Genomic DNA, 22,484 nt, shown 5'->3' with positions numbered 1-22,484 from the left:
ATTGATTTTTTTGAAAGGTTTTTACACTACTTTTGTCTTCAAAAGGTTATATTGGTTGCTTTTTGATGATGCGAATTTCTTCTCCGTCTACATCTAATCGTGCCGTGATCGTGATTAACATTGCTTCAGAGGTAGGGGTTAACCCAAACTCGTATTTCTTATCTTCATAAGGCGTGATTGCAACGTCCTGTTGTTGTGTATTTATTGGCGCAGCTTGGTCGTAAGGTGTCGCAGTAAAAGAAATAGTACCCGTAGTAAGACCTGAATAAGGGCCAAACAAATGAGCATTAATTTACCAAGTCTCTAGCGCGGAAAATGGTTAACCAGCTGACCTACGCTTACCTTATAAAATACATCCCACGTTTTGCCTAAGTGGGAGGTTTATGCCAGAAGCATAATGCTTCGCTTTGGTAAAGTACGTGATTTCATACACTTATTTACCTCAAGCAGTTCACTGTAATAGCAGTACAAAACACTACCTATATGGTGAACAGCAAGAGGCGCCTAATCTCTGATGGAATGTTGCAAATTTATTATTAATTACTCAAAAACAAGCTAAGTGAAGTGAGTAGTGCCAGTGGCTGCATGGTTTTCGTATACATGCAGCAGAGAGTGTTATAAGTTAACTGGTTGATTTAAATGGGTCGTCGATACTATGGGATGGCTCAGTAAACCACTTTGGCCCGTTGTCGGTCATATAAAAGTGATCTTCTAATCTTATACCAAACTCATTTGGTACAACGAGCATGGGTTCGTTACTGAAGCACATACCGGTGGCCAGAGGGGTTTTATCGCCGCCGACTAAATAAGGCCACTCGTGAATGTCTAAGCCAATGCCGTGGCCGGTACGGTGTGGGCACCCTGGCGTTTGATATTCAGGACCAAGGCCTTGCTCAGCTAAATAATTACGAGCTCCAGCATCTACGTCTTGACATGTTTGGCCTATTTTTGCTGCATTAAATCCAGCTATTTGTGCCGCTTTTTCATAATCCCAAAATTGGCGCTGGCGATCACTTGCTTCGCCAAACACATAAGTGCGGGTGATATCAGATAAGTAATCGTGCACTTTACAGCCAGTATCAATTAATACCACATCGTCTTTTTTAAGAATTTGCGCGTCTTTTACGCCATGGGGAAAAGAGGTAGCAACACCAAATAACACAATGCAAAAATAGTTACCTGGCGCACCTACTTTTTGGTGCGCTTGTTTAATAAAAGCTTCTACTTCAGTGGTGCTAATGCCTTCATACAGCATACTGGCTGTGGCTTTATGTACCACTAAGGTCATATCCATTGCGCGTTGCATTAATGCAAGTTCATTGGTTGATTTGTGCATACGACAATGTGCTGTTACGGGTTGTGCGTTAACCAGTTTTAAGCCGCTTTGTGCTTTTTTAATGCCATCAAAAATAAAAAACTGTGCACTTTCATCAATGCCAATAGTGCCATCTTTTGCAATGCCCATTTCGGTTATTACATCTACAAATAGCTGATATGGGCTTTCATGTTCTTGCCAACCATGAATTGGGCCATCAATCACTTTAAAGCCATTGAGTGAACCAATTTCAAAAAAAGGAGCAATATATTGTACATCGCCCTGTGCAGGTAAAATTGCTCCCACCAGTCTTTCACTGGCATACCAACGCATTCCCGTAAAATAAGTAAGATTTGTACCAGCGTTTAGATATATGGCGTCAATACCATTTTGTTGCATGTATACTTGAGCTTTTTTAATTCGTTCTAGGTGCTCTTGCGGTTGGATCGGGGTTAAATCGTCAGTCATATTAGATAAACTGGCAAGTGCTTGTTCTTTGGTATGGGTACCAATACCTTGGGCTATCATAGTGCTTTCCTCGTAAGTGTGACTATTGTGCAAGTGGGGCGTGTGAACTGCAAGCAGCTTGAGATGAAAAGCGGCTGATACAATATGGTTTTATATCTACGCTAGGTACTTGTTGTAAACACAAACTAGTTATTAGCTCACCTGTAATAGCACCTTGAGTTAATCCAAGGTGCTGGTGGCCAAATGCAAAAAATAAATTAGTGTGGTTAGGTGCTTCGCCTATGACCGGTAATGAATCGGGCAGTGATGGTCTGCAGCCCATCCACACGCTACTAGGTTGAAGTGTTACCGCTGAATGATTGAGCATTGCTTTGGCATTGGGTAATAATGCCAAAGCGCGTTTATTATTCATTTTACGTTCTGTACCTGCGAACTCTACTGTTCCAGCAATTCGTAAACCTTGGCTCATGGGTGTCATAATAAAACTGCGCTCTGCAGAGGCGACAGGACGAGATAGACCATAATTACTCGATAACATGCAATGATAGCCTCGCTCTGTATCAAGAGGTACATTGTAACCTAAGGGCTTGAGCAGTAATTTGCTCCACGCACCAGCTGCGATGATGACTTTATCGGCTTGAAATTTTTGGTCAGGGCAATTAATTTCATAGCCACTATAAACAGGTGAAACCTCAATCACTTTTTGTTGGCAAAACTGCCCACCTAAAGCTCTAAATTGCTCAGCTAAACTTAAGCAAAATAAATGAGGATCAACGCTGTGTGCTACCTCTTTAAAAAATAATGCATGCGTTATGGTTTTTGCTAAATTAGGTTCCAGTCGTTGTAGTTGTTCAGCATTGAGCAGCTCTACAGCGATACCGTGTGATAAATATTTTTCAAACATAGCCTGTATTTGTGTAACTGGCGTTGTTTCGAAAGTGAGCAAGCTCCCTTTCTTTGTTATTAAATGATTTAATTTGAATTCATCTAGCAGGGTCTCGTAGGCTGTAATTGCACGGTGGTTGAGCGCCTGTAAAGCGTGGGTATTTGCTTTATAGGTTGAGCTAGCCATGTTATTAACAAACCGCCAAAACCAAGGTAGTGCTTTGATCACATAGCGCCAATCTATTCTAAGAGGGCCGAGTGGGTTTAATAGCATCATAGGCAGCTTTTTTAATAACGATGAGTGCGCTAAAGGAAATACTTGCTCTGTTGCAAAGTGCCCAGCATTCCCTTTCGAGCAGCCTTGAGCTAAGCCATTTTCATCATACAAAGTAACTGTAAAGCCAGCGCGTTGTAATTTTAACGCACAACAAATACCGATTATACCTGCTCCAACCACGCCAATATGTTGTGTTTTATTATCAGACAAAATGCTTACCTCTTTATGCAATATGTTTGTTGTGACGGATGTATTGTGTCTATCTCAAAATTGCATTTATTTTTTAAGTTACGAGATATGATTTTTCAATACTTGTTATTTTGCTTCATTGTTGTTTAGATTCAATGGTTTAATGTTTTTGCTGCTGTTTTATAGATGCCCTTCAATGCCACTAAAGAAAGGAATGCTGAAATAGGATATTGATTATTGTATACAATATACCTACTATATCAAGCATAAACATCAATCAGGTAATTAAAATGACAGTAAATTGGCAACAGGCCTTTGGATCGTTTTCGGCTCAGTTTAATGAAGATGGCGCTATTCATTTTGCAAGTAGCGCAAACATGATCGATGAGCTAAATAATCAAACTGCTCACAGCGTTATTAAGCTAAACGCATCAGATGAAAATGCAGCTGTTACCACGCTTTACACTAAAGCAATGGCAAGCGGTATTGACGTAACAAAATTAAAGTTGGATTAAGTTATGCTCAAAGGGACCTTTTTTTGTATTGACGGCCATACCTGTGGCAATCCCGTAAGGCTAATTACCAGTGGTCACCCGCAATTGAGCGGACAGAGCATGAGTGAGAAACGCCAAGACTTTTTTCAAAATCACGATTGGATACGCCAAGCGCTAATGTTTGAGCCTCGTGGTCACGATATGATGTCGGGCGGATTTTTATATCCGCCTACCACAGAAGACGGCGATGCCGCTATCTTATTTGTTGAAACATCAGGGTGCTTGCCCATGTGCGGCCACGGCACAATGGGTATTGTTACGTTTGCTTTAGAGCATGGTTTATTACATGCAAAAGTGCCCGGGACCTTGCTATTAGATACGCCAGCTGGACGTGTACGAATCAATTATGAAATGACCGATGGTAAAGTTCAGTGGGTAAAAATTTATAATGTTCCCGCGTACTTAGCATATCAGTCAATTGTAATTGAAGTACCTGAACTGGGCGAGCTTAAAGTAGATATTGCCTACGGAGGTAACTTCTACATTATTGTTGAACCGCAAGCCAATTACAAAGGCATTGAGCATTTAACCGCTGGGCAAATTTTAAAGTACAGCCCGCAGGTGCGTGATGCCATAAACGCAAAAATAAAATGTGTTCACCCCCTTGACCCAACCGTTCAAGGTGCAAGCCATGTGTTATGGGCAGGCACACCTAAAAATGCCAATTCACATGCCGCAAATGCTGTTTTTTATGGTGACAAAGCCATTGATCGCTCACCATGTGGAACAGGCACTAGCGCCCGTATGGCACAGCTTTTTGCGAAAGGGCAGTTGGCCCAAGGGCAAGAATTTATCCACGAAAGTTATATCGGTAGCCAATTTATCGGCCGTATTGAACAGGTAACAGAAATCGCAGGCGTAACAGCTATTCTGCCAAGTATTCAAGGTTGGTCTAGAGTAACAGGCACAAGTGCTATCACAGTCGATGACGATGACCCATATGCATTTGGGTTTCAAGTAATATAATCAGGAGCAAAACATGACATTAACAGGACAAAGTTTAGTAGCAGGACAATGGGTTGGTGATTCAGCGAATGGTGAATTTAATGCATTTTCTCCCGCTGGTAATGAACCACTACCTACATGCTTTTTTAATCTCAGCGCCACTGAATTAAACGTTGCAATCGAAGCCGCACAATCGGCTTTTTATGAGTATCGTAAAACTAGCTATGCACAACGTGCTGATTTTTTAATGTGTATTGCAGATCAAATATTAGCGCTTGGTGATGATCTACTTGAGCAAACTCAGCAAGAAACCAACTTACCGCTTGCGCGATTGCAGGGGGAGCGCATGCGCACCGTAAATCAACTTAAAGCGTTTGCCAGTGCATTGCGCGAAAACCCTGAATCACCTTTGGGTTTAAAAATAGTGGATGAGGCCGATGCAACAAGATCACCGTTACCAAAACCACACACTGAACTTAACTATTTACCATTGGGGCCGGCTGCTGTGTTTGGTGCATCTAATTTTCCTTATGCCTTTTCAACATTGGGTGGCGATACAGCAGCGGCACTTGCTGCTGGGTGCCCGGTCATTGTTAAAAATCACACAGCGCATCCAGGAACTGGCGAGTTGATGGCACGTGCGGCGCTTGCAGCCATAAAAGAATGTGCGATGCCATTAGGCGTGTTTGCAATGGTGCAAAGTAAGGAGCATGACATATCGCATCAATTAGTTGCAGCGCCGGCAATTAAAGCGGTTGGCTTTACAGGCTCATTTAACGTGGCTAGTAAACTGCAAGAAACGATTGCTAAACGTGAAGAGCCCATCCCATTTTATGGTGAGCTGGGTAGTATTAACCCTCAAGTTATTTTACCCAATAAAGCCATTGAACAGAGTAAAGAAATGGCGCAGTCACTTTGCCAGTCAATGCTTATGGGTAACGGCCAGTTTTGCACCAGCCCTGGGCTTTGGTTAGTGCCAACCGGGTGTGATGAGCTTGAAGCACATATTACTGCGAGCATTAATGATGCACCATCAGACACTTTGCTCACGCCAGACATTGTTAAAACGTTTAAACATCAAGTAGAAGAGCGAGGCCAACTTGCTCAAGTAAGCGTGTTAGGGAAAGGTAAGCTTGAGCAAACGTTCCATGCTAATGCACATGTATTCGTTTGTAATGCCGACGATTATTTAACAACCCCAGCGTTGAATGAAGAAATGTTTGGCCCTGCTGCATTAGTTGTGCGTTACGACAGTGAACAGCAACTTATGACATTAATAAATAAACTGCAAGGGCAGCTTACAGCCAGCGTTCATGGCACGAAAGCGGATTTAAGCAAAGCAGATAGCCTCATCGAAGCACTGCAATATAAAGTGGGTCGTTTGATAAAAAATCAGATGCCAACAGGTGTTGAAGTGTGTGGTTCAATGAACCACGGTGGGCCATTTCCAAGCTCAACGGATGTACGTAGTACCTCTGTAGGCACAAATGCAATGTTACGTTTTATGCGACCAATTTGCTATCAAGCATAAGATTCATTGGGCGGGATATGCAAATTGTATATTCCCGCTTTTCCTTTATAAACGCTAACTGAGGACGGAATCTAACTTGGCATCTCATGTTACTTGAGTATAATGTATGCTAAATGCAATACTTAAGGATCACCATGGCTATCGAACACAAAACACGCACCCAATTAGTAGCAGAAGCAATTCGTGAAAAAATATTAACCGGTGAAATCAAAGCTGGTGATCCACTGCGTCAAGCTGCACTTGCTGCTGAGCTTAATGTAAGCCGAATACCTGTTCGTGAGGCACTGCTTCAGCTCGAAGCTGAAGGGCTTGTAAATTTTGAAGCGCATAAAGGAGCCACGGCAACAGAGCTTTCAGCATCACAAATTGATGAAATCTTTGATTTAAGGGCATTACTTGAGGCTGAGCTGCTAAGTCACTCAATAGAAGGTTTAACAGATCAAGATTTAATTGATGCTGAGCTTATCTTAACTGAGCTAGAAAGCGCCATGGATGCAGGTGATACCCACCTAGCAACGGGCGATTTAAACAGCCGTTTTCATGGTAAGTTGTATTCACGCGCACAACGCCCACAAACTCGTGAACTAGTTGATATGTATAGTAAAAATTCAGAGCGTTATGTGCGCATGCATATTTTACTAGCGGGTGGTTTAACCACAGCACCAGAAGAGCACCGTATATTGTTAAATCACTGTCGTGCAAAGAACACTAAAAAAGCGTGTGACTTTTTGAAAAAGCATATCTTAGGCGCCAAAAACGACATTAAAAAGCTATTACTTAAAATAGAAGACGAAAAAAGGTAGTGTTAAATAAGCCACATTTTTTATCATGTGCTCAGCTTGCTGCCCGTAGGCAAATAAGAATGCTATATTTATGTTGTCTTTAACTTACCTCGATTAGTTTGCTTAATGCGATGTTAGCTAACTGAACAAGGTCCCATCAACTTTTCTGTATTATTAAGTGGGTATGTAAAAAATACTTTAGCTAGATAGGGTAAAAAACTCAGAAGTGCAAAGCTTAGTCTTACGCTATATTTGAATAAACGATATATCTGATTTTCTTTTATGCTCAAGTATGATTATTTAATAAGGTCAGCGCAATCACCGCAAGAGCAGCTTATCTATAGCTACAAAAACGCTCCGTAAAAACGGAGCTTTTGCTTGTCAATTTTTGAAAATTCAGTCTATTAAACCCAGACCCTCGAGTCGTTCTTTTGCTAAGGCATACCTTGTGTGTACATCATCAATTTGCTGTTGATTTAACTTTTTACCAAAAGTACGAAGCCCGCCAGTTACATCATTATGATGAATGCCAAATGCAAACTTAAGGTATTCTAAAAGTAACGGTTGTGCATCAAGGTAAGATATAGAATTCATAGCTTGAGAAATTTTGTTTGCCTCGGCCCACTCACCTTTATTCACGTATTCCTGCATAGTGACACTCGCTTTTGGAAATATACAGCCAACGCCTGTAATTCCACCGCATGCGCCAGCGAGTCCTGCATGTATAGTTACCGTATCTACACCTGCGAGTACTTTTATGTCCTTATTTTCTAGCACCATCGTTTCAATGACAGATACATCTATGGTGGATATTTTAAGCGCCGTAACTTCAGGTAAAGCGGCAAGCTTTGTTAGAAGGTCAGTTGAAAGTGGATGATAGCCAGCGGCGTCCGGGTTGTTATAAGGCATTATTGTAATACCGGCCTCTTTTGCAGCTGTGGCAGAAAGGGAATAATACGCATACATTTCCTCATCAGAAGGCGTGTATTTGGTTTTTGGTGGCATCACCATTACGGTGTCCACGCCAACAGTTGCTAGCTCTGTAACAATTTTGGCCAGCTCTTCTTTGGTTTCTGCGGCTGCGCCACTAATCAATGGAACATTGTATTCTTTAGCAACACTTGAGAGAGCTTTTAGTAAAGAAAGACGCTGTTCGGAGCTTAGGTAGCTGTTCTCACCAAGAGTACCAGAGCCAACAAGGCCTCCCATACGAGTTCCACCTTTGCCTTGCACCTTTAAAATATCTGCAGCGTATTTTTTCGTTGCATCAAGGTCAATTGCAACGGTTCCAGACTCTGTTTCTTTGAGCCATGTAAATACGGCTGGCATAACTGTGTATCGCCAATCTTTACAGTTTGTTTCCATTATATTTCCTCTAATAAGTAATATTGTATACATTATACATTTCGATTGTATCAGTAAAATTAACTTCGGCAAGTCTAAGAACTAAATTAAAAGGGTATCGTATATGTAAATTATACAGGGGCATGCAAAGGCGAGTAACGCTAACTATATAAAGTGGGGTTAATCATTTAACTATCTTCACGAACTATAGTTTGCTTCTTAATAACCTGAACTCTGGATTATAAACCTACCCCAAGTAGCTATTCTTAGCGTTAACTGAGTTTAATCTACTTGCAATAGGCTAACTATTGCAAGTAATTTCGCTTAGTACCCACTGAAAATCTCTGGCTAGAGAAAATAAACATAAATATCACTTTGATTCAAAATATTAGTATATCTCTTAACCAGAGTTCAGGTTAAATACTTCAGCTCATGTATTAAATTACGATACTTAATAAAGCTTCCTTTAGTTACAAACTTGCAGAGCAATTGACTTTGTTTAATTTGTATTTAAATTTTAACTAAAAATTATCATATATTTAATATTGTATACAATATGTAATTTATGTATATTTTACGTCGAGGTTAGTCTCACAATAAAAATCTACAGGACCAAGGAATTCTTACATGATTACAAATAATAAAAAACAAACTCGAGGCGTGGGTGCTAGAACTCTGCTGGCAACTGCGGTAACAGCAGCATTATTAATTGCACCAGCGGCACACGCTGTTGATGGCAGTAGTATTGTTAAAGGTCATATTGTTGCGCAATCGGGGAATGATTTAACCGGCGCAACTATTACACTTAAGCACAAAAGCAAAGGGTTGGTTTACACCATTACCAGTAACGCCGAGGGTGATTACTTATTAAGAAACGTACCTGTAGGTACATACGATGTAACTATTGTAAAAGACGGTTATCAAGCAATGACTGAAGAAAATGTTGCGGTAACTATTGGCCAATCAATAATACTTGATGTACAACTTTATAAAGCTGGTATTGATATAGAGCGTATCGCGGTAGCAGGTTCGGCAATTCGTCGTGTAGATATGGCATCTTCCACCTCTGGCTTAACGTTTAGTGATGCTGAACTTAAAGCAATGCCGGTAAATACTGGTTTTGAGAGTATTGCGTTACTAGCGCCAGGTACTGCAGCTCCTGGTGGTTCTAATTTCAAAGGAGCCTCTAGTTTTGGTGGCTCATCAGCCGCTGAGAATGGCTACTATTTTAATGGCTTGAATGTAACCAGTATTCGCACAGGGTTAGGTTCAATTCGTCTTCCATGGGAGGCTATTTCGCAAACTCAAGTTAAAACGGGTGGTGTTAGCCCTGAATTTGGAGGGGCATTAGGCGGTATTGTAAACGCTGTATCTAAATCAGGCGATAATGATTTTAAACTTGGTGCAGAGGTGCGCTGGGATCCTGATAGTCTTCGTAATCAGCATGATTCAATATTTCAAGATAGTGGCACCATCAGTACCAACACTAAGCAAAGTAGTTACGATTTTAAAGAAGTACAGTTATGGGCGAGCGGTGCGCTTATTGAAGATACGCTGTTCTTCTATGGCTTATTTGCTCCACGCAGAGAAGAGTCTAGCAGCGCTGGGCAAACCACGTTCTCTGATTTTGAGCGTGATGAAGATCGTTGGTTCACGAAAGTGGATTGGTTTATTAATGAAGATCACTCTATTGGTTTCTCTGCAATGAACAATAAACGTACTTGGACTGACAAAACGTTTGCTTATAATTGGAAAGATAATGTTGTGGGTGATCAGCAAGGGGTAGATGCACCAGGTGAAGATGGCGGTAATGTTTATAGTATTAACTACAATGGCTATCTGACAGATACTTTTTCAGTGTCAGCCGTTGTTGGCCGTGTTACTGAGAATGTTGAGAACGTGGTAGCGTCTCCAAACCCAGGTGTATGGGATGAAAGAAATGGTTTTGTTACGTTAAGCCAGCACACTAATTCAGGAATAACAGAAGAAGAGTACATCCGAGACCAAGCTCGCATTGATTTTAACTGGGATTTGGATATGCATTCAATCCAATTTGGTATTGATTACACTAACGTGAAGGTCGATTTTTTTGAAGGTCAAAATGGTATTGGGGATGCTAAAGGCTGGTGGACAGTAAAAACGGCCGGTGAAAACGATGTATCGGGCGCTACACTAGGTACTGACTTTATCGAAAGAAGGATTCGTAGCCGTGAGGTCGATTCTGCTACCACTTCATTAGCGTTTTACATTAATGATTCATGGCAAGCTACTGATAATTTAGTGCTTAATATGGGTTTGCGTTATAGCCAGTTCGAAAACACTGTTTCAGATGGTCGGGCTTTTGTTGATATAGATAATCAAATCGCGCCACGTATACAAGCAATTTATGACGTTAATGGTGATGGTAGTGCAAAAGTATTTGCAACCTTTGGGCGTTATTTTCAACCTGTCTCTGCGAACATGAATATCACCCAAGGTTCTGCATCTATTGAATGGTTTGAGTATTTCGAACTGGATCAATTAGAAGGTAGCGGTTCACCTTCTTTATTAGCTGATGGCTCACCTAGCAGAGGGGATATGTTACGTGATAGACGCTGGCGTCAGCGGGGTATTACTGAACCAGGGCTAATTGCCTCTGCTTCTTTAAAACCAATGTACAGCGATGAATTTACAATTGGTTATCAGCAAGAAGTGTTTGATACGATGTCTGCAGGTGTACGTGCTATTTACCGTGATTTAGGTCGCAGTGTTGAAGACACTGATGTAGGCCCTGTGCTTGCCAAAAAGCTTGCTGAAATGGGTATAACCGATAACGTAGGGCAAGGTTCATATTACGTACTCAATAACCCTGGTGAAGCGATTCAAATGTCGTATGACTTTGATGGTGATGGAGAAATTGATAACGTAAATTTAAGTGCTGATGAACTTGCACTTGCCGAAGCACAACGCAAATATTTGGCGCTTGAGTTTACCTTAGATGGCAATATAACTGATGACTTGCGTATCAATACTTCATATACATGGTCACATAGCTATGGTAATACCGAAGGTTTAGTTAAAACGGATAATAACCAAGCCGATCCTGGTTGGACGACCTCCTACGACTATGGTGATTTGATGGATCATGGCTATGGTAATTTACCAAATGACCACCGCCACGCTATTAAGTTTAGTGGCGCCTATAATATTACCGATTCATTGACCCTAGGTTTAGTTGCGCGAACTACATCAGGTCGTCCAAAGAGCTACTTCTCAGTTCACCCTGAAGGTGTCGATAGCTGCGAACAAGGAAGCCCATGGGATGCATGTGTTAGTAAATATTACGATCAAGCATCTCATTATGATGAAAATGGCAACCCTGCGCCACGTGGCAGTAAAGGTAATTTACCTTGGCTCACTAATATAGACATGTCATTGACGTACTACACTGACTTTTTTGGCTCAAACGTGATTTTAAAAGGCACTGTTTATAATTTGCTTAATAGCGATAGTGCGATAAATATCAACGAAGAGCGTGCTCAGTACGGTGAAAATGGCTTAAAGCTTAATCCTGATTATGGCTTAGTGACAGGACGTCAAGGTGCTCGCTATGTGTCATTGACCGCACGAATAGAGTTTTAATTTTCCCTGGTAAGAAGCTGTAAGAGCTCAACTTTAGTATCTCATGACTATGTTGGTGAATGCTAAAGTTGAGTTAATGTTTAAGCACATTCTCATCAAGAGCAACACAGCCTCGATGCTGGGCAGGCAGCTGTTTGGCATTTTTGTAGTGAGTTATTGGCACTTTTATTACAAGAAATGAAGGCACATTGCATGCAAAAATAACAAGGGATAATTATGACTCAGCTTTGTTTTCTCATTGGCAGTAGTCACAACCCGATTGGTTACACATCTATACCCTTGATATGCATATGGACGGTGAGTCATTATATATTATTTTAAATGGCTTGCATCAGACACACATATTGATTTAATTGAAAATCATCATAAAGATAGTCGTGAATATGATACTTCCGCAATCACTCGTAGCAGTTTATTTGTAGATAGTAATTAATATATTAAATGAAACTGGTAAGTTATTGTTATCAATGCAAGAAGGTATATTTACAGAGCTTGCCGTGTGTTGAACTGGCTTATTTAGCCAAACAAAATATACCTGTTCGAAAAAGTAGATAAAAAATAACAGTATTTAAATCAGTAGATACAACGTTGAGTGATTTATTTACTCATTTTGTTTACCAAAAAATTAATTAAAATGAAGGTGAATGTATGGTACTTCTAGGGTTAGGGGTTGTATTTATACTAATAGGCTTGTTGCCACTTGTTCGTTGGTTAAAATGTAAAGTTAATAAACGCCATTGGCGAGTGTGTAACATAGAACAAATAACAGCAGCGACAAATAATCAAATAACAGCGCCAGAGCTTTTACATCAGCCAACGATGCTAGTGAGTTTTCGTTTTGATGATCAAGTGTGCAGTATACTAATTGATTATAACGAAAATATGATGTGGCGTTTTAAGCAGGGTAAGCAATGCACGCTATTGGTGGATAAGCACAACCCTCATAAAGTTTACAATAACGCTTTCTTATGGCATAACTACGGCGTAGTGTGGTTGCTGGCAGGTGTAAGTTTATGTATTTCAAGCTATTATAGTGTGGTTGTTAAAATATGACTGCGCTTTTAACCACTTAGTAAAGCATTAGCTATTAATGCCGACACTGTTTAGGTGCAATCCCAAAGGTTTGCTTAAATAAACGGCTAAAATGACTGGCGTTATTAAAACCAAGGTCGTAGCACACTTTACTTATAGCTTGGCCTTCTAATAAAAGCGTGCGGGCTTTTTTAAGTCTAAGTTGTTGCTGCCAAAGTGCAGGGCTTGTGCCAAAAGCGAGTTTAAATTGCTGGTAAAACTTACTACGACTCATACAAGTTATTTTGCACAAGGTGTCTATGTCGAGTGTGTCGCTTAAATGCTCTTCAATATAATGTAGTGCATCACTCACGTTACTTTTTAGGCGTAGCTTGTCACAGTTTGCCAGCAATAAATCACGGCTTTGTTGTTGTAATAAACGGGTGATCAATTCGTTTAACGATAAATCAATTAAGTAGTGTCGCTCGGCGCCTTGCTCACTAAATAAATGCACCATTCGCTCTAATAACTGCTGAGTTTGCGTATTATGTTGGGTATGCACTAAATTAGGGCTGTATTCAAACAAGGCATCACTAGCAAAGTTTTGCTGCATATTAAGTGCATTAGCCACATTGGTTATTTTATCGGTGCTGATTTCAATCGCTAAACAGGTGGTAGGTGAGTTGATAGTTGCCTGAGGAAAATCAATCAGCACCCCTTGCTCGGGCGCTAATACAAACGATTCGTGTGGTAAAAACGCTTTATGATACTGACTATTCTCAACATGCATAATTTTTTTGCCACTGAGCATGGCACAAAATAATAATTCGTTTGAATGCAGCGCCACTTTTTGCGCACTTTTATAAGTATCATAAATACTCAGTTCGCTGTTGTCGGCAGCAAAGCTCACTTTGTTTTCAATAAGTACATCAAGTTGTTGGCGTTTTTTATTTAACTGCGACGAATACATAATCAGCCTTTTTAATGATTAAATCGTTTGGACTCACAGACAATTTTTTTGGACTGCTAATCAAGTTTTTAAGCGCTTAATAGTCTAATGTCAATCAATACCGATTAAATATAAAGCAACTAGCTACATTACTCTAACAAGTTGCTGGTATTTCGGCTTAGACTTTTAGCTAACAACAACAAGAGAACACACATATGATTTACGCAAATCCAGGCACAGCAGACGCACTCATCACATTTAAACAGCAGTATGGTAACTATATTGGCGGCGAGTGGGTTGAACCCGTTAATGGTCAATACTTTGAGAATATTAGCCCTGTAAATGGCAAAGTGTTTTGTAAAATTCCCCGCTCTGACAAAGACGATATTAATTTGGCGCTTGATAAAGCGCATGCCGTAAAAACGCAGTGGGGCACAACCTCAGTGACCGAGCGCAGTAATATTTTATTAAAAATTGCCGATCGCATTGAACAAAATCTAGAGCTACTTGCAGTGGCCGAAACATGGGATAACGGTAAAGCCATTCGCGAAACCCTCGCCGCTGATATTCCACTTGCTGCGGACCACTTTCGTTACTTTGCCGGTTGCTTGCGTGCTCAAGATGGCAGTATTGGTGAAATAGACGAAACCACGGTGGCGTATCATTTTCATGAACCATTAGGTGTTGTAGGGCAAATTATTCCGTGGAACTTTCCAATTTTAATGGCTGCATGGAAGCTAGCGCCGGCACTAGCAGCTGGTAACTGTGTGGTACTTAAACCTGCTGAGCAAACACCTGCATCAATATTAGTGTTAATGGAAATTATTGGTGATTTACTACCCGGCGGCGTGCTAAACGTAGTAAATGGTTTTGGTAAAGAAGCCGGTGAAGCACTGGCAACTAATACGCGTATAGCTAAAATTGCCTTTACAGGCTCAACCCCTGTGGGTTCACATATTTTAAAATGCGCAGCTGAAAATATTATTCCTTCAACGGTAGAACTTGGGGGAAAATCACCTAATATTTTCTTTAGCGATGTTATGGAAAAAGACGACTCATACCTAGATAAAGCAATTGAGGGCGCCATTCTTGCCTACTTTAACCAAGGTGAAGTATGTACTTGTCCATCACGCTTGTTTATCCAAGAAGATATTTATGAGCAATTTATAGAGCGCATTTTAAAACGTACCAAGCAAATTAAACGCGGTAACCCGCTAGACAGCGAAACCATGGTAGGTGCGCAAGCCTCTAAAGCACAGTTTGATAAAATTTTAAGTTACATAGATATTGGCAAACAAGAAGGTGCTGAAGTACTCAGTGGCGGTCATGTTGAGCAACTTAGCGATGAGCTAAATGGTGGCTATTACATTCAACCTACTTTATTAAAAGGAACTAACGATATGCGCGTGTTCCAAGAAGAAATTTTTGGCCCCGTTATTTCAATGTCGACCTTTAAAGACGAAGCCGAAGCGCTCGAATTGGCTAATGGCTCAGAATTTGGTTTAGGCGCAGGTGTATGGAGCCGTAATATGAACCGCGCTTATCACTTTGGTCGCAAAATAGAAGCCGGTCGCGTATGGACCAACTGTTACCATATGTACCCAGCACACGCTGCGTTTGGCGGTTATAAAAAGTCTGGTATAGGCCGCGAAACACACAAACTCGCGCTCGATCATTACCAACAAACTAAAAACTTATTAGTAAGTTACAGCGAAGATCCCCTTGGCTTCTTTTAATAACGCGTTTTAGTTTAAATAAACAACCTATAAGTAATGAAAGCGCTGCATTGTTGTAGCGCTTTGTTTTTTTAAAACTAATACTGATAGCATTTGATTAGTGGTTAATTATAATGATAAAGAAATGATTTATTAATGAGGCGAAATAAAACCTCAGTGAATCATGCACAAAGAGGGTAAATAGACGCTGCGTTGAAAGAGTAGGTTAAAGGTCACAGGTTCTACTGTTAAGACTAGGTTTCAGGCTGTTTGTACAAGCTCACAGCTCGTCACTCGAAGCCGGCTCATTTTCTCCTCTGTGTTTAAAAAGGCTTTAGTGAATTAATCACAAAAAGGATTATGGTGATGTTTGAAACGATTGCGATTTATTCAGGGTTAATAGCCACATTATGGATATTCATTGGTGTTTATGTAGCAAGTCGGTTTTATGAAGGTTACAGTCATTCTAAACAATTTTGTAGTGAATTAGGTGCAACAGGAAGCCCAACTGAAAAACTGTCACCACTAATTAATAATTATCCTTTAGGTTTTCTATTTTGCTTTTTTGGCTGGTATTTGGCGCGATTGGCTAATGTTTCTATATTGGTTAATATTGCTGGTTGGCTAGTTATAGTGCATGGTATTGGTACCTGGGTTGCGGGTTATTTTCCTATGGATGCTGACCCATTTACTAAACATCCAACTTTTAACTGCAAGGTACATTCTTGGGCTGGTTTTATTATGTTACTTTCGCTGGTTGTAGCACCAATATTAATAGCTATTAGTCCAACCACAGAAGTTATCTCTCTATACTTTCGTGTTTTTTCAATTGTTTCTGTTATCGCCACAGTTTATTATCTGTTTGCTATGGCTAAAGCAATAAAACTACAAAGCAACCCTGGTACCTACCAACGTATCTCTTATGGTATTCAATTAAGTTGGTTAAGTGTTTTTTCAATAACATTAATTTAAAACAATCACTAGTGCCTATCATTTGTTTAAACGTTAGGCTTGTCAATCTAAGAAATACATCAGCATTGTGTTGATTTTAGCTCATTATTTGGGCTTTTAAATCAAGGGAAACTTATGAATATAAACGTTATTAAATTCCGTTTTATTTTGCTAAGAGGCCCATTAGGCTGGGGAATTCCTACAGCTATTTTATTTCAATTAATCATGCACCTTACAGGTGAGCAAGGTTTTTTTGATGGAATCATTTCATCTTTAATAATATTTCCTTTAGTAGGCATATTATTTGGATACCTTATGTGGCATTCGGAACATAAAAAGAACTAAATAACTGAGAGACCTACCTTAATTACTTGGTTTTTTGAAAGTTTTTAGCTGTAATTACAAGGAGGTTTGAGTGAAAATTTGCGAAACCCAAAGGTTGCTTATTCGGCAGTTTTCAATTGATGATGTGCCGGCATTAAGTAAAATTCTTAGTGACGAAGAAGTGATGAAATACTCAATTCGTGGTGTGTGCGATGAAGCTGCAACTCGTGATTTTATAAAGTGGTGTTTACAATGCTACGATTCATATGGTTTGGGCCCATGGGCACTAATAGATAAAAACAGCGATTTATTGATTGGATTTTGTGGTATTTCCCCACAAAGCGTCGCGGGTAACGAAGAGCCTAATTTAGGGTATCGATTAGCGGTCGATTTTTGGAATAAAGGCTTAGCCTGCGAAGCAGCTAAAGGTGTTTTAAAGTATGTGTTTACGCAAACTACTCATCAATCGGTCGTTGTTATTATTGAACCTGAGCATATTGCGTCATTGAAAGTAGCAAAGAAAATTGGCTTTACAGACTATAGCAATCATGAATTTCATGGTCGTGCCGTACAGTTATACCGATTAACTAAGACGCAATGGAATGAATGGACTTCTTTAGATGTTGCTTATGTAGCTACCTAAAGCTCAAGATAGTTAACGTTGGTTTGTTAAAAGGAAATTTTTAATGGATATAGATTCTCACATAGTTCAGCTTGAAAAAAATAACCGAAAGTTATTTAGCGTATCTCATTATTTGGGACTTACGTTAGTGATGGTGGCTATTGTTTTGTTGTTAATGTTCTATTTCAGCCCATTGATAGGGCTTGCTTGTTCAGGTTTTGCTGCTTTCTTTTTAAACTTTTGCTATTCACAGTATAGCTTTAGAAAACTCAACGCCCGCATAACACTATTACAAACCAAAATTGAACAAATCGCTAAGTAAGCTGTTGCTCTTAATTTAAAGCCAGTTCATTTTAAATGTTAATCATTGCTAGCTGCTTTCAATGTTGCTAAGTTATTGCTGTAAAAAATTGCTGAAACTTATTGGATTTAAGATATTTTTAGTTCCACCAAATGAGTTTACAGTAATTATATAACTTAATTTAAAATGGATTTTCATGAACAGAAAAACAAAAATGGTTAGCCGTACTTTATTGAGCGCTTTATTAATTACGCCTACCTTGAGCATGGCCGAATTATCGCTTACTCCTACAACCCCAGAGCAATGGCGCAGTGTTACTGAGCGTGATATTGAAGCTGCTTACAGCATATCGGCAAAAAATCACCCTGGCATGTTTGATGTTAACAACCCAGCCTTTCCTGAGTTATTAAAGCAAGCTAAAGCAGAGGCGCTTACTCTGTCTAAGCAAGCGATTGGGCCGCAGGCGCATGCAGCGGCAATTGCACGTTTTAGCACGGTGTTACAAGATGGTCATGCTGGTGCGTTTTCAAGCATCGACAGGCCTGCGCGTCGCTGGCCCGGCTTTAGTGCTTTATGGCGAGGTGATGCGCTAAAAGTGTATTACAGTGAAATTAGCACTATTAAAAAAGGGGATATTGTAAGCCAATGTGATGGGCAAAGTACTGAAGCTTTGATGCGCAAAAGAGTGTTTACATTTCATGGGCAAGTTGCTCAACCAGGGCATTGGTGGCAGCAAGGTTGGCGGTTACTAACGGATGTAGGGAATCCATTTTTAGTCCCCCTAAAAGAATGCGAGTTTGTTAAACCCAATGGCAATACCCATAAACAGGTTTTAAATTGGTCTGTAAGGCCTAAATCAGTCAGTAAGCATTTAGAAAATGCCTACAATGGTGATGAACTTCCCATTGATTTAATCTGGCCTGAAAAAAACATTGCGTGGATTGCTATGCCTAGCTTTTCAGTAAATGATAAACAAACAGCTGACTACAAAAAAGTGTTTGAAAAAATAAAACAGCAACGTAGCAAGCTACTTACAGCAAAAGCCGTGGTATTAGACTTGCGCCATAACCAAGGTGGTTCATCTTATTGGAGCTCACAAATAGCCAAAGAATTATGGGGCAAAAAAGTAGTAGAACAAAAAACAGCTGGTACTACTCAAAACGAACAAGTGTGGTGGAGAGCGTCAAAAGACAATACCAACTATGTTAAATCGTTAATTGACGTGGTAAAAGATCAACCTGAATTTCATGAACTGATTAAAGAAATAGCAGCAGGTATGGCTTTATCACTTAAAAGTGGTGATCCATTTTATGTAGAACGAGAGACTAATACGCTAAATAACCTACCAGAAGAGCCGTTAGTGAGTGACTTTAAAACTAAGGTGTTTGTTATAGTGCCGCCGCAATGCGCTAGTGCTTGTTTAGATGCGCTAGATAAGTTTAAGCTTTTTGAAAATACCACGTTGTTTGGTGCACCCAGTAGCGCAGACTCGCTGTATATGGAGGTACGTTTAGCCGATTTACCTTCAGGCTTAGGTAAAGTGATAGTTCCTAATAAAGTGTATGTTAATAGAGCAAGAGGAAAGGGCGATTACTACAAACCTGATATTGCCTATAACGATATTGATTGGACAACCGATAAGCTATTAGAAAAAATTAAACTGTTATAAAAAAAGCCGCTTGTTGTAACAAGCGGCTTAACTTTCTAACTAGGGGTTAGTTTAAAACGAATAACGGGCGCCAATTGCGTAGCGTGGACCATACTGGCGAGCAAATAAGAACTGCTCTTCGTAACGACCATACCCTTGCTCGGTTTCATTATTAAGGTTAATACCTTCAAAGAATACCGTCACATTTTCATTAACGTCATAATTTACGCTCATATCCCATTGACCATATGATTTGGCGTATTGTGGTGGTGCATCAGCAGAGCCTTGCGCTTGGCCTACACCAATTAAATATGCATCACGCCAAGCGTAAGTTACTTTTACAGATAAACCTTCTTTTTCGTAAAACGCTTGGAAGTTAGCTGAATCACTCAACCCTGTTAATGGAGCTTGTTGGTCTAGGCTGTCTGTATCAAATTCAACATCGCCGTCAACAAACGTTGCATTTACACCGACCCCAAAGCCTGTCTCACCAATTAAGTGTTGTACTGCTACTTCAAAACCATCGACTGATTTACTATCGGTATTTTGTGGTTGGCTAATATTCCAAGTAATAAGTGGATCATTACTATTTGGTTCAATTTGGCCGTTTGCATTGCCATCACCATTAGCAAGCATTTGTGCAAAAATAGCATCGCTTGTTGCTTGATCACCACGAGCTTCAATATCACTAACCGCTTGTAAATAGCGTGGGCCATTTAAAATATCATGTAAGCCTTCAATGGTGGTTGGAGTAATGGTGGTTTGAATAAAGTTATCAACGTCCTTTTTAAAGTAACCTACTGATGCATAGCTGCCTTCTGAATAGTAATACTCTAATGATAGGTCAAGGTTTGTTGATTCAAATGGCAATAATCCTGTATTACCTTGGCTACCTACTCGTGCCCCCGGTTTTGGGCTGCCTGTAAGGCTACGACCACCGGCTAAATCGCCCAATGGCGCGCGCGACATAGTTTTACCCCATGATACGCGAGCAACTAAGTCATCGGTTACGTCAACACTTAGGTCGATTGATGGTAGTAAAATATCGTAACTTCCTTCTTGAACTAAGAAGTTGTCATCGCCGCCAGCTTCATATTGAGTGATCCACTCTGAAGCACTTATCCAATTTACTTGTTGCTCAACGCGTTGACGAACAGAGCTACTTACATCGGTTTCTTCATAACGAAGGCCGGCATTTACTTTTATGTAGTAATTGCTAACTTCAAATTCCCAACGTGATTGAACATAAATACTGTTGGTAATTTCTTCAACAGCGCTTTGACTGTCAATACCATCAAGATAGGCATTAGGCGCATAGGCATCGCCACCGGTTACATCAGCAGTAAGGTATGCCATTTGTCTTGCTACAGCTTCATCAAAATCAAAGCTATAATAATAGTTAGGTTGTAAATTGTTACCACCACCAGCAAATTGGTCTAATAGTCCTGAAGTGTTATTAAGGGTAAACATACCATCAGGGAATATCTCGGTGTAAGAAGGGTTAAAACCAGGGCCGCCAACTAAGCCACTCCATGCTTCATAACCACCGGTATTTTGTTCTGTACGCGAACCACCAAACTTCACTTCAATTAAACCAATGTCAAAACTATCGTTTATCCATGTTGTGTGTAATTGCAGCTGCTCAATATCTGATTCTCCAGGTGAATGAATAAACTGGCTAAAGTTTGAATCAATTTCACCAGGGCTTAATACGCTAGTACCGTTTTTCCAGTTAACTTGCGCATGTGGAATTTCACCAGTGCGGTAATCATAAATTTTATTTACAAGCTGATCAGAACCTAAAATAACTTGCCCATCACTACCCAGACCTTTGTCTGCGCCGTTATCTGTCTCGTTTTTAGAGTCGTGGTAGTCAAGCTCAACTTGCCATGTTTCATTAATTTGCCAATCTAAATTTAAGCCAATAGAACGAGCCTTAACTTCAGTGGTATTTTTACTAGAGGTAAATGATGCATCGTTACCACTAATATCTGCATAAATAGCTGTGCCATTTTCATCTAACTCGTAGCCATTAATGTTGCTACCAAAGTCGTTCCAAATACCCCAGCCGAGGGTTTCTGAGCCTGTTGTTGCCTCACTTGCTGTATAATCAAGGGTTGCTACAAAATTATCTGTGGGTGCAAATTGCAGTGTGATTTGCCCATTAGTACGCTCGCGTTGTAAATCTTCAATTGCGTAGTTCATGTCTTTTGCAAAAAAGTGATTACCTACACGATTTCCTTGCGCATCTACTGCGCGTGGATCAATAAAATCACCTTCAGCAAGAGTAGGTAGGTCTACATTTGCTTGCCAACCTTGAATATTGGCGCTTTGCTTTTGAAAGTCGCGTTCTTGATGCGAAAAAGAAAAACCAATACCAAACATTTCATCGCTAAAGGTATTACTATAAATAGCCGATACTTCCGGAGTTACATCGCTACCCGCTTCATTTGATGAATCATGAATAGCTTTAGCTGTTGCCGAAAAATGCTGGCCAGGTCTTTGTAAAGGTCGAGTTGTTGAAATGTTAACCGTCGCACCTAAGCCACCACTGGGCACATCAGCACGAGCAGTTTTAAATACTTCTAAGGCACTAACACCTTCTGAGGCAATGTTTTCCAGATTATACGAACGTGAGTTACCCGTTCCAGGCATTTGGCGACCATTAAGTGTTACCAAATTAAATGAAGGGCCAAAACCACGTACGGTAATTTGGCTTCCTTCGCCGTTTGCACGACTCACCGACACACCCGTAATACGTTGCAGTGACTCTGCTAAGTTAGTATCAGGAAATTTACCCATTTCTTCAGCAGAAATAGCATCGACTACCCCTGATGCATCGCGTTTCATATCCATAGAGCGGATAAGTGAACCGCGAATACCTTTAACTTGTATTACTTCAATTTCAGGTTCCACAGTATTTTGTTCTGCTGCATGGGCGATATTCAGCGTGCTTGCAGCGATGATAAGTGACACAGAAGCCGCTAGTGGGCTTTTTTTAAACTTATTTGTGTTCATAATTGCTCTGCTTTTACTTAATTTATTACGGTAA

Annotated in this window: 18 protein-coding genes; 12 read left to right on the top strand and 6 right to left on the bottom strand. The window is 40.2% G+C overall.

Going from position 1 to position 22,484, the window contains the following annotated elements; genetic code table 11:
- Nucleotides 1-46: 46 nt before the first annotated feature.
- The 3 genes from FLM47_RS15805 to FLM47_RS15795 all read right to left on the bottom strand — a co-directional run bounded on the left by FLM47_RS15805 (nt 47) and on the right by FLM47_RS15795 (nt 3,158).
- Nucleotides 47-280, bottom strand: coding sequence for a hypothetical protein (locus FLM47_RS15805; RefSeq protein WP_178956913.1), 234 nt, complete (start codon nt 278-280; stop codon nt 47-49).
- Between the two features lie 342 nt (nt 281-622).
- The gene (locus tag FLM47_RS15800) at nt 623-1,843 is read right to left on the bottom strand and encodes a Xaa-Pro peptidase family protein (protein WP_178956912.1); all 1,221 of its coding nucleotides are present in this window, start codon (nt 1,841-1,843) and stop codon (nt 623-625) included.
- A gap of 22 nt (nt 1,844-1,865) precedes the next feature.
- On the bottom strand, nt 1,866-3,158 hold the full coding sequence (locus tag FLM47_RS15795) for an FAD-binding oxidoreductase (RefSeq protein WP_372239244.1): 1,293 nt from the start codon (nt 3,156-3,158) through the stop codon (nt 1,866-1,868).
- A 266-nt stretch (nt 3,159-3,424) separates the two neighbouring features.
- Here FLM47_RS15795 and FLM47_RS15790 point away from each other — a divergent pair, with 266 nt between their 5' ends.
- The 4 genes from FLM47_RS15790 to FLM47_RS15775 all read left to right on the top strand — a co-directional run bounded on the left by FLM47_RS15790 (nt 3,425) and on the right by FLM47_RS15775 (nt 6,967).
- Nucleotides 3,425-3,649, top strand: a complete 225-nt coding sequence (locus tag FLM47_RS15790) for a hypothetical protein (RefSeq protein WP_178956910.1) — start codon at nt 3,425-3,427, stop codon at nt 3,647-3,649.
- Nucleotides 3,650-3,652: 3 nt separating this feature from the next.
- Nucleotides 3,653-4,654 (top strand): 4-hydroxyproline epimerase, encoded by a 1,002-nt coding sequence (locus FLM47_RS15785; protein WP_138609503.1) that lies wholly within the window; start codon nt 3,653-3,655, stop codon nt 4,652-4,654.
- A 13-nt stretch (nt 4,655-4,667) separates the two neighbouring features.
- Nucleotides 4,668-6,164 (top strand): aldehyde dehydrogenase (NADP(+)), encoded by a 1,497-nt coding sequence (locus tag FLM47_RS15780; RefSeq protein ID WP_178956909.1) that lies wholly within the window; start codon nt 4,668-4,670, stop codon nt 6,162-6,164.
- 134 nt (nt 6,165-6,298) lie between these two features.
- Entirely contained in the window at nt 6,299-6,967 is a 669-nt protein-coding gene (locus FLM47_RS15775; protein ID WP_178956908.1) for a GntR family transcriptional regulator, read from the top strand.
- Nucleotides 6,968-7,342: 375 nt separating this feature from the next.
- On the opposite strand, the gene FLM47_RS15770 is transcribed toward FLM47_RS15775, so the two are convergent.
- Nucleotides 7,343-8,311 (bottom strand): dihydrodipicolinate synthase family protein, encoded by a 969-nt coding sequence (locus FLM47_RS15770; protein WP_178956907.1) that lies wholly within the window; start codon nt 8,309-8,311, stop codon nt 7,343-7,345.
- Between the two features lie 606 nt (nt 8,312-8,917).
- On the opposite strand from FLM47_RS15770, the gene FLM47_RS15765 reads away from it, so the two are divergent.
- On the top strand, nt 8,918-11,911 hold the full coding sequence (locus FLM47_RS15765) for a TonB-dependent receptor domain-containing protein (RefSeq protein ID WP_178956906.1): 2,994 nt from the start codon (nt 8,918-8,920) through the stop codon (nt 11,909-11,911).
- Nucleotides 11,912-12,559: 648 nt separating this feature from the next.
- Entirely contained in the window at nt 12,560-12,964 is a 405-nt protein-coding gene (locus tag FLM47_RS15760) for a hypothetical protein (RefSeq protein WP_178956905.1), read from the top strand.
- Between the two features lie 34 nt (nt 12,965-12,998).
- Here FLM47_RS15760 and FLM47_RS15755 read toward each other — a convergent pair whose 3' ends face one another.
- Nucleotides 12,999-13,892 carry an AraC family transcriptional regulator gene (locus tag FLM47_RS15755; protein WP_178956904.1) on the bottom strand — a complete coding sequence of 298 codons (894 nt, stop codon included), beginning with the start codon at nt 13,890-13,892 and terminating at the stop codon, nt 12,999-13,001.
- Between the two features lie 194 nt (nt 13,893-14,086).
- Between FLM47_RS15755 and FLM47_RS15750 the strand changes: the two genes are divergently transcribed.
- From FLM47_RS15750 to FLM47_RS15725, 6 genes are all read left to right on the top strand, one after another.
- Nucleotides 14,087-15,607 (top strand): aldehyde dehydrogenase family protein, encoded by a 1,521-nt coding sequence (locus FLM47_RS15750; RefSeq protein ID WP_178956903.1) that lies wholly within the window; start codon nt 14,087-14,089, stop codon nt 15,605-15,607.
- 345 nt (nt 15,608-15,952) lie between these two features.
- Complete coding sequence (locus FLM47_RS15745) at nt 15,953-16,558, top strand: DUF998 domain-containing protein (RefSeq protein WP_178956902.1); 606 nt, start codon at nt 15,953-15,955, stop codon at nt 16,556-16,558.
- A gap of 114 nt (nt 16,559-16,672) precedes the next feature.
- Nucleotides 16,673-16,882: a hypothetical protein gene (locus tag FLM47_RS15740; protein WP_178956901.1), complete on the top strand. Its 210-nt coding sequence runs from the start codon at nt 16,673-16,675 to the stop codon at nt 16,880-16,882.
- 70 nt (nt 16,883-16,952) lie between these two features.
- On the top strand, nt 16,953-17,504 hold the full coding sequence (locus FLM47_RS15735; RefSeq protein WP_178956900.1) for a GNAT family N-acetyltransferase: 552 nt from the start codon (nt 16,953-16,955) through the stop codon (nt 17,502-17,504).
- A 43-nt stretch (nt 17,505-17,547) separates the two neighbouring features.
- Complete coding sequence (locus FLM47_RS15730; protein WP_178956878.1) at nt 17,548-17,805, top strand: hypothetical protein; 258 nt, start codon at nt 17,548-17,550, stop codon at nt 17,803-17,805.
- Nucleotides 17,806-17,980: 175 nt separating this feature from the next.
- Nucleotides 17,981-19,453 (top strand): S41 family peptidase, encoded by a 1,473-nt coding sequence (locus FLM47_RS15725; RefSeq protein ID WP_178956899.1) that lies wholly within the window; start codon nt 17,981-17,983, stop codon nt 19,451-19,453.
- A gap of 51 nt (nt 19,454-19,504) precedes the next feature.
- Here FLM47_RS15725 and FLM47_RS15720 read toward each other — a convergent pair whose 3' ends face one another.
- Nucleotides 19,505-22,450, bottom strand: coding sequence for a TonB-dependent receptor (locus FLM47_RS15720; protein WP_178956898.1), 2,946 nt, complete (start codon nt 22,448-22,450; stop codon nt 19,505-19,507).
- Nucleotides 22,451-22,484: the final 34 nt, after the last annotated feature.

Origin of the sequence: Pseudoalteromonas sp. Scap06 (genome assembly GCF_013394165.1) — a bacterium.
GTDB lineage: Bacteria > Pseudomonadota > Gammaproteobacteria > Enterobacterales > Alteromonadaceae > Pseudoalteromonas.
Note: the sequence above shows the minus strand (reverse complement) of the source record. Positions and strands in the feature narration are given on the sequence as shown.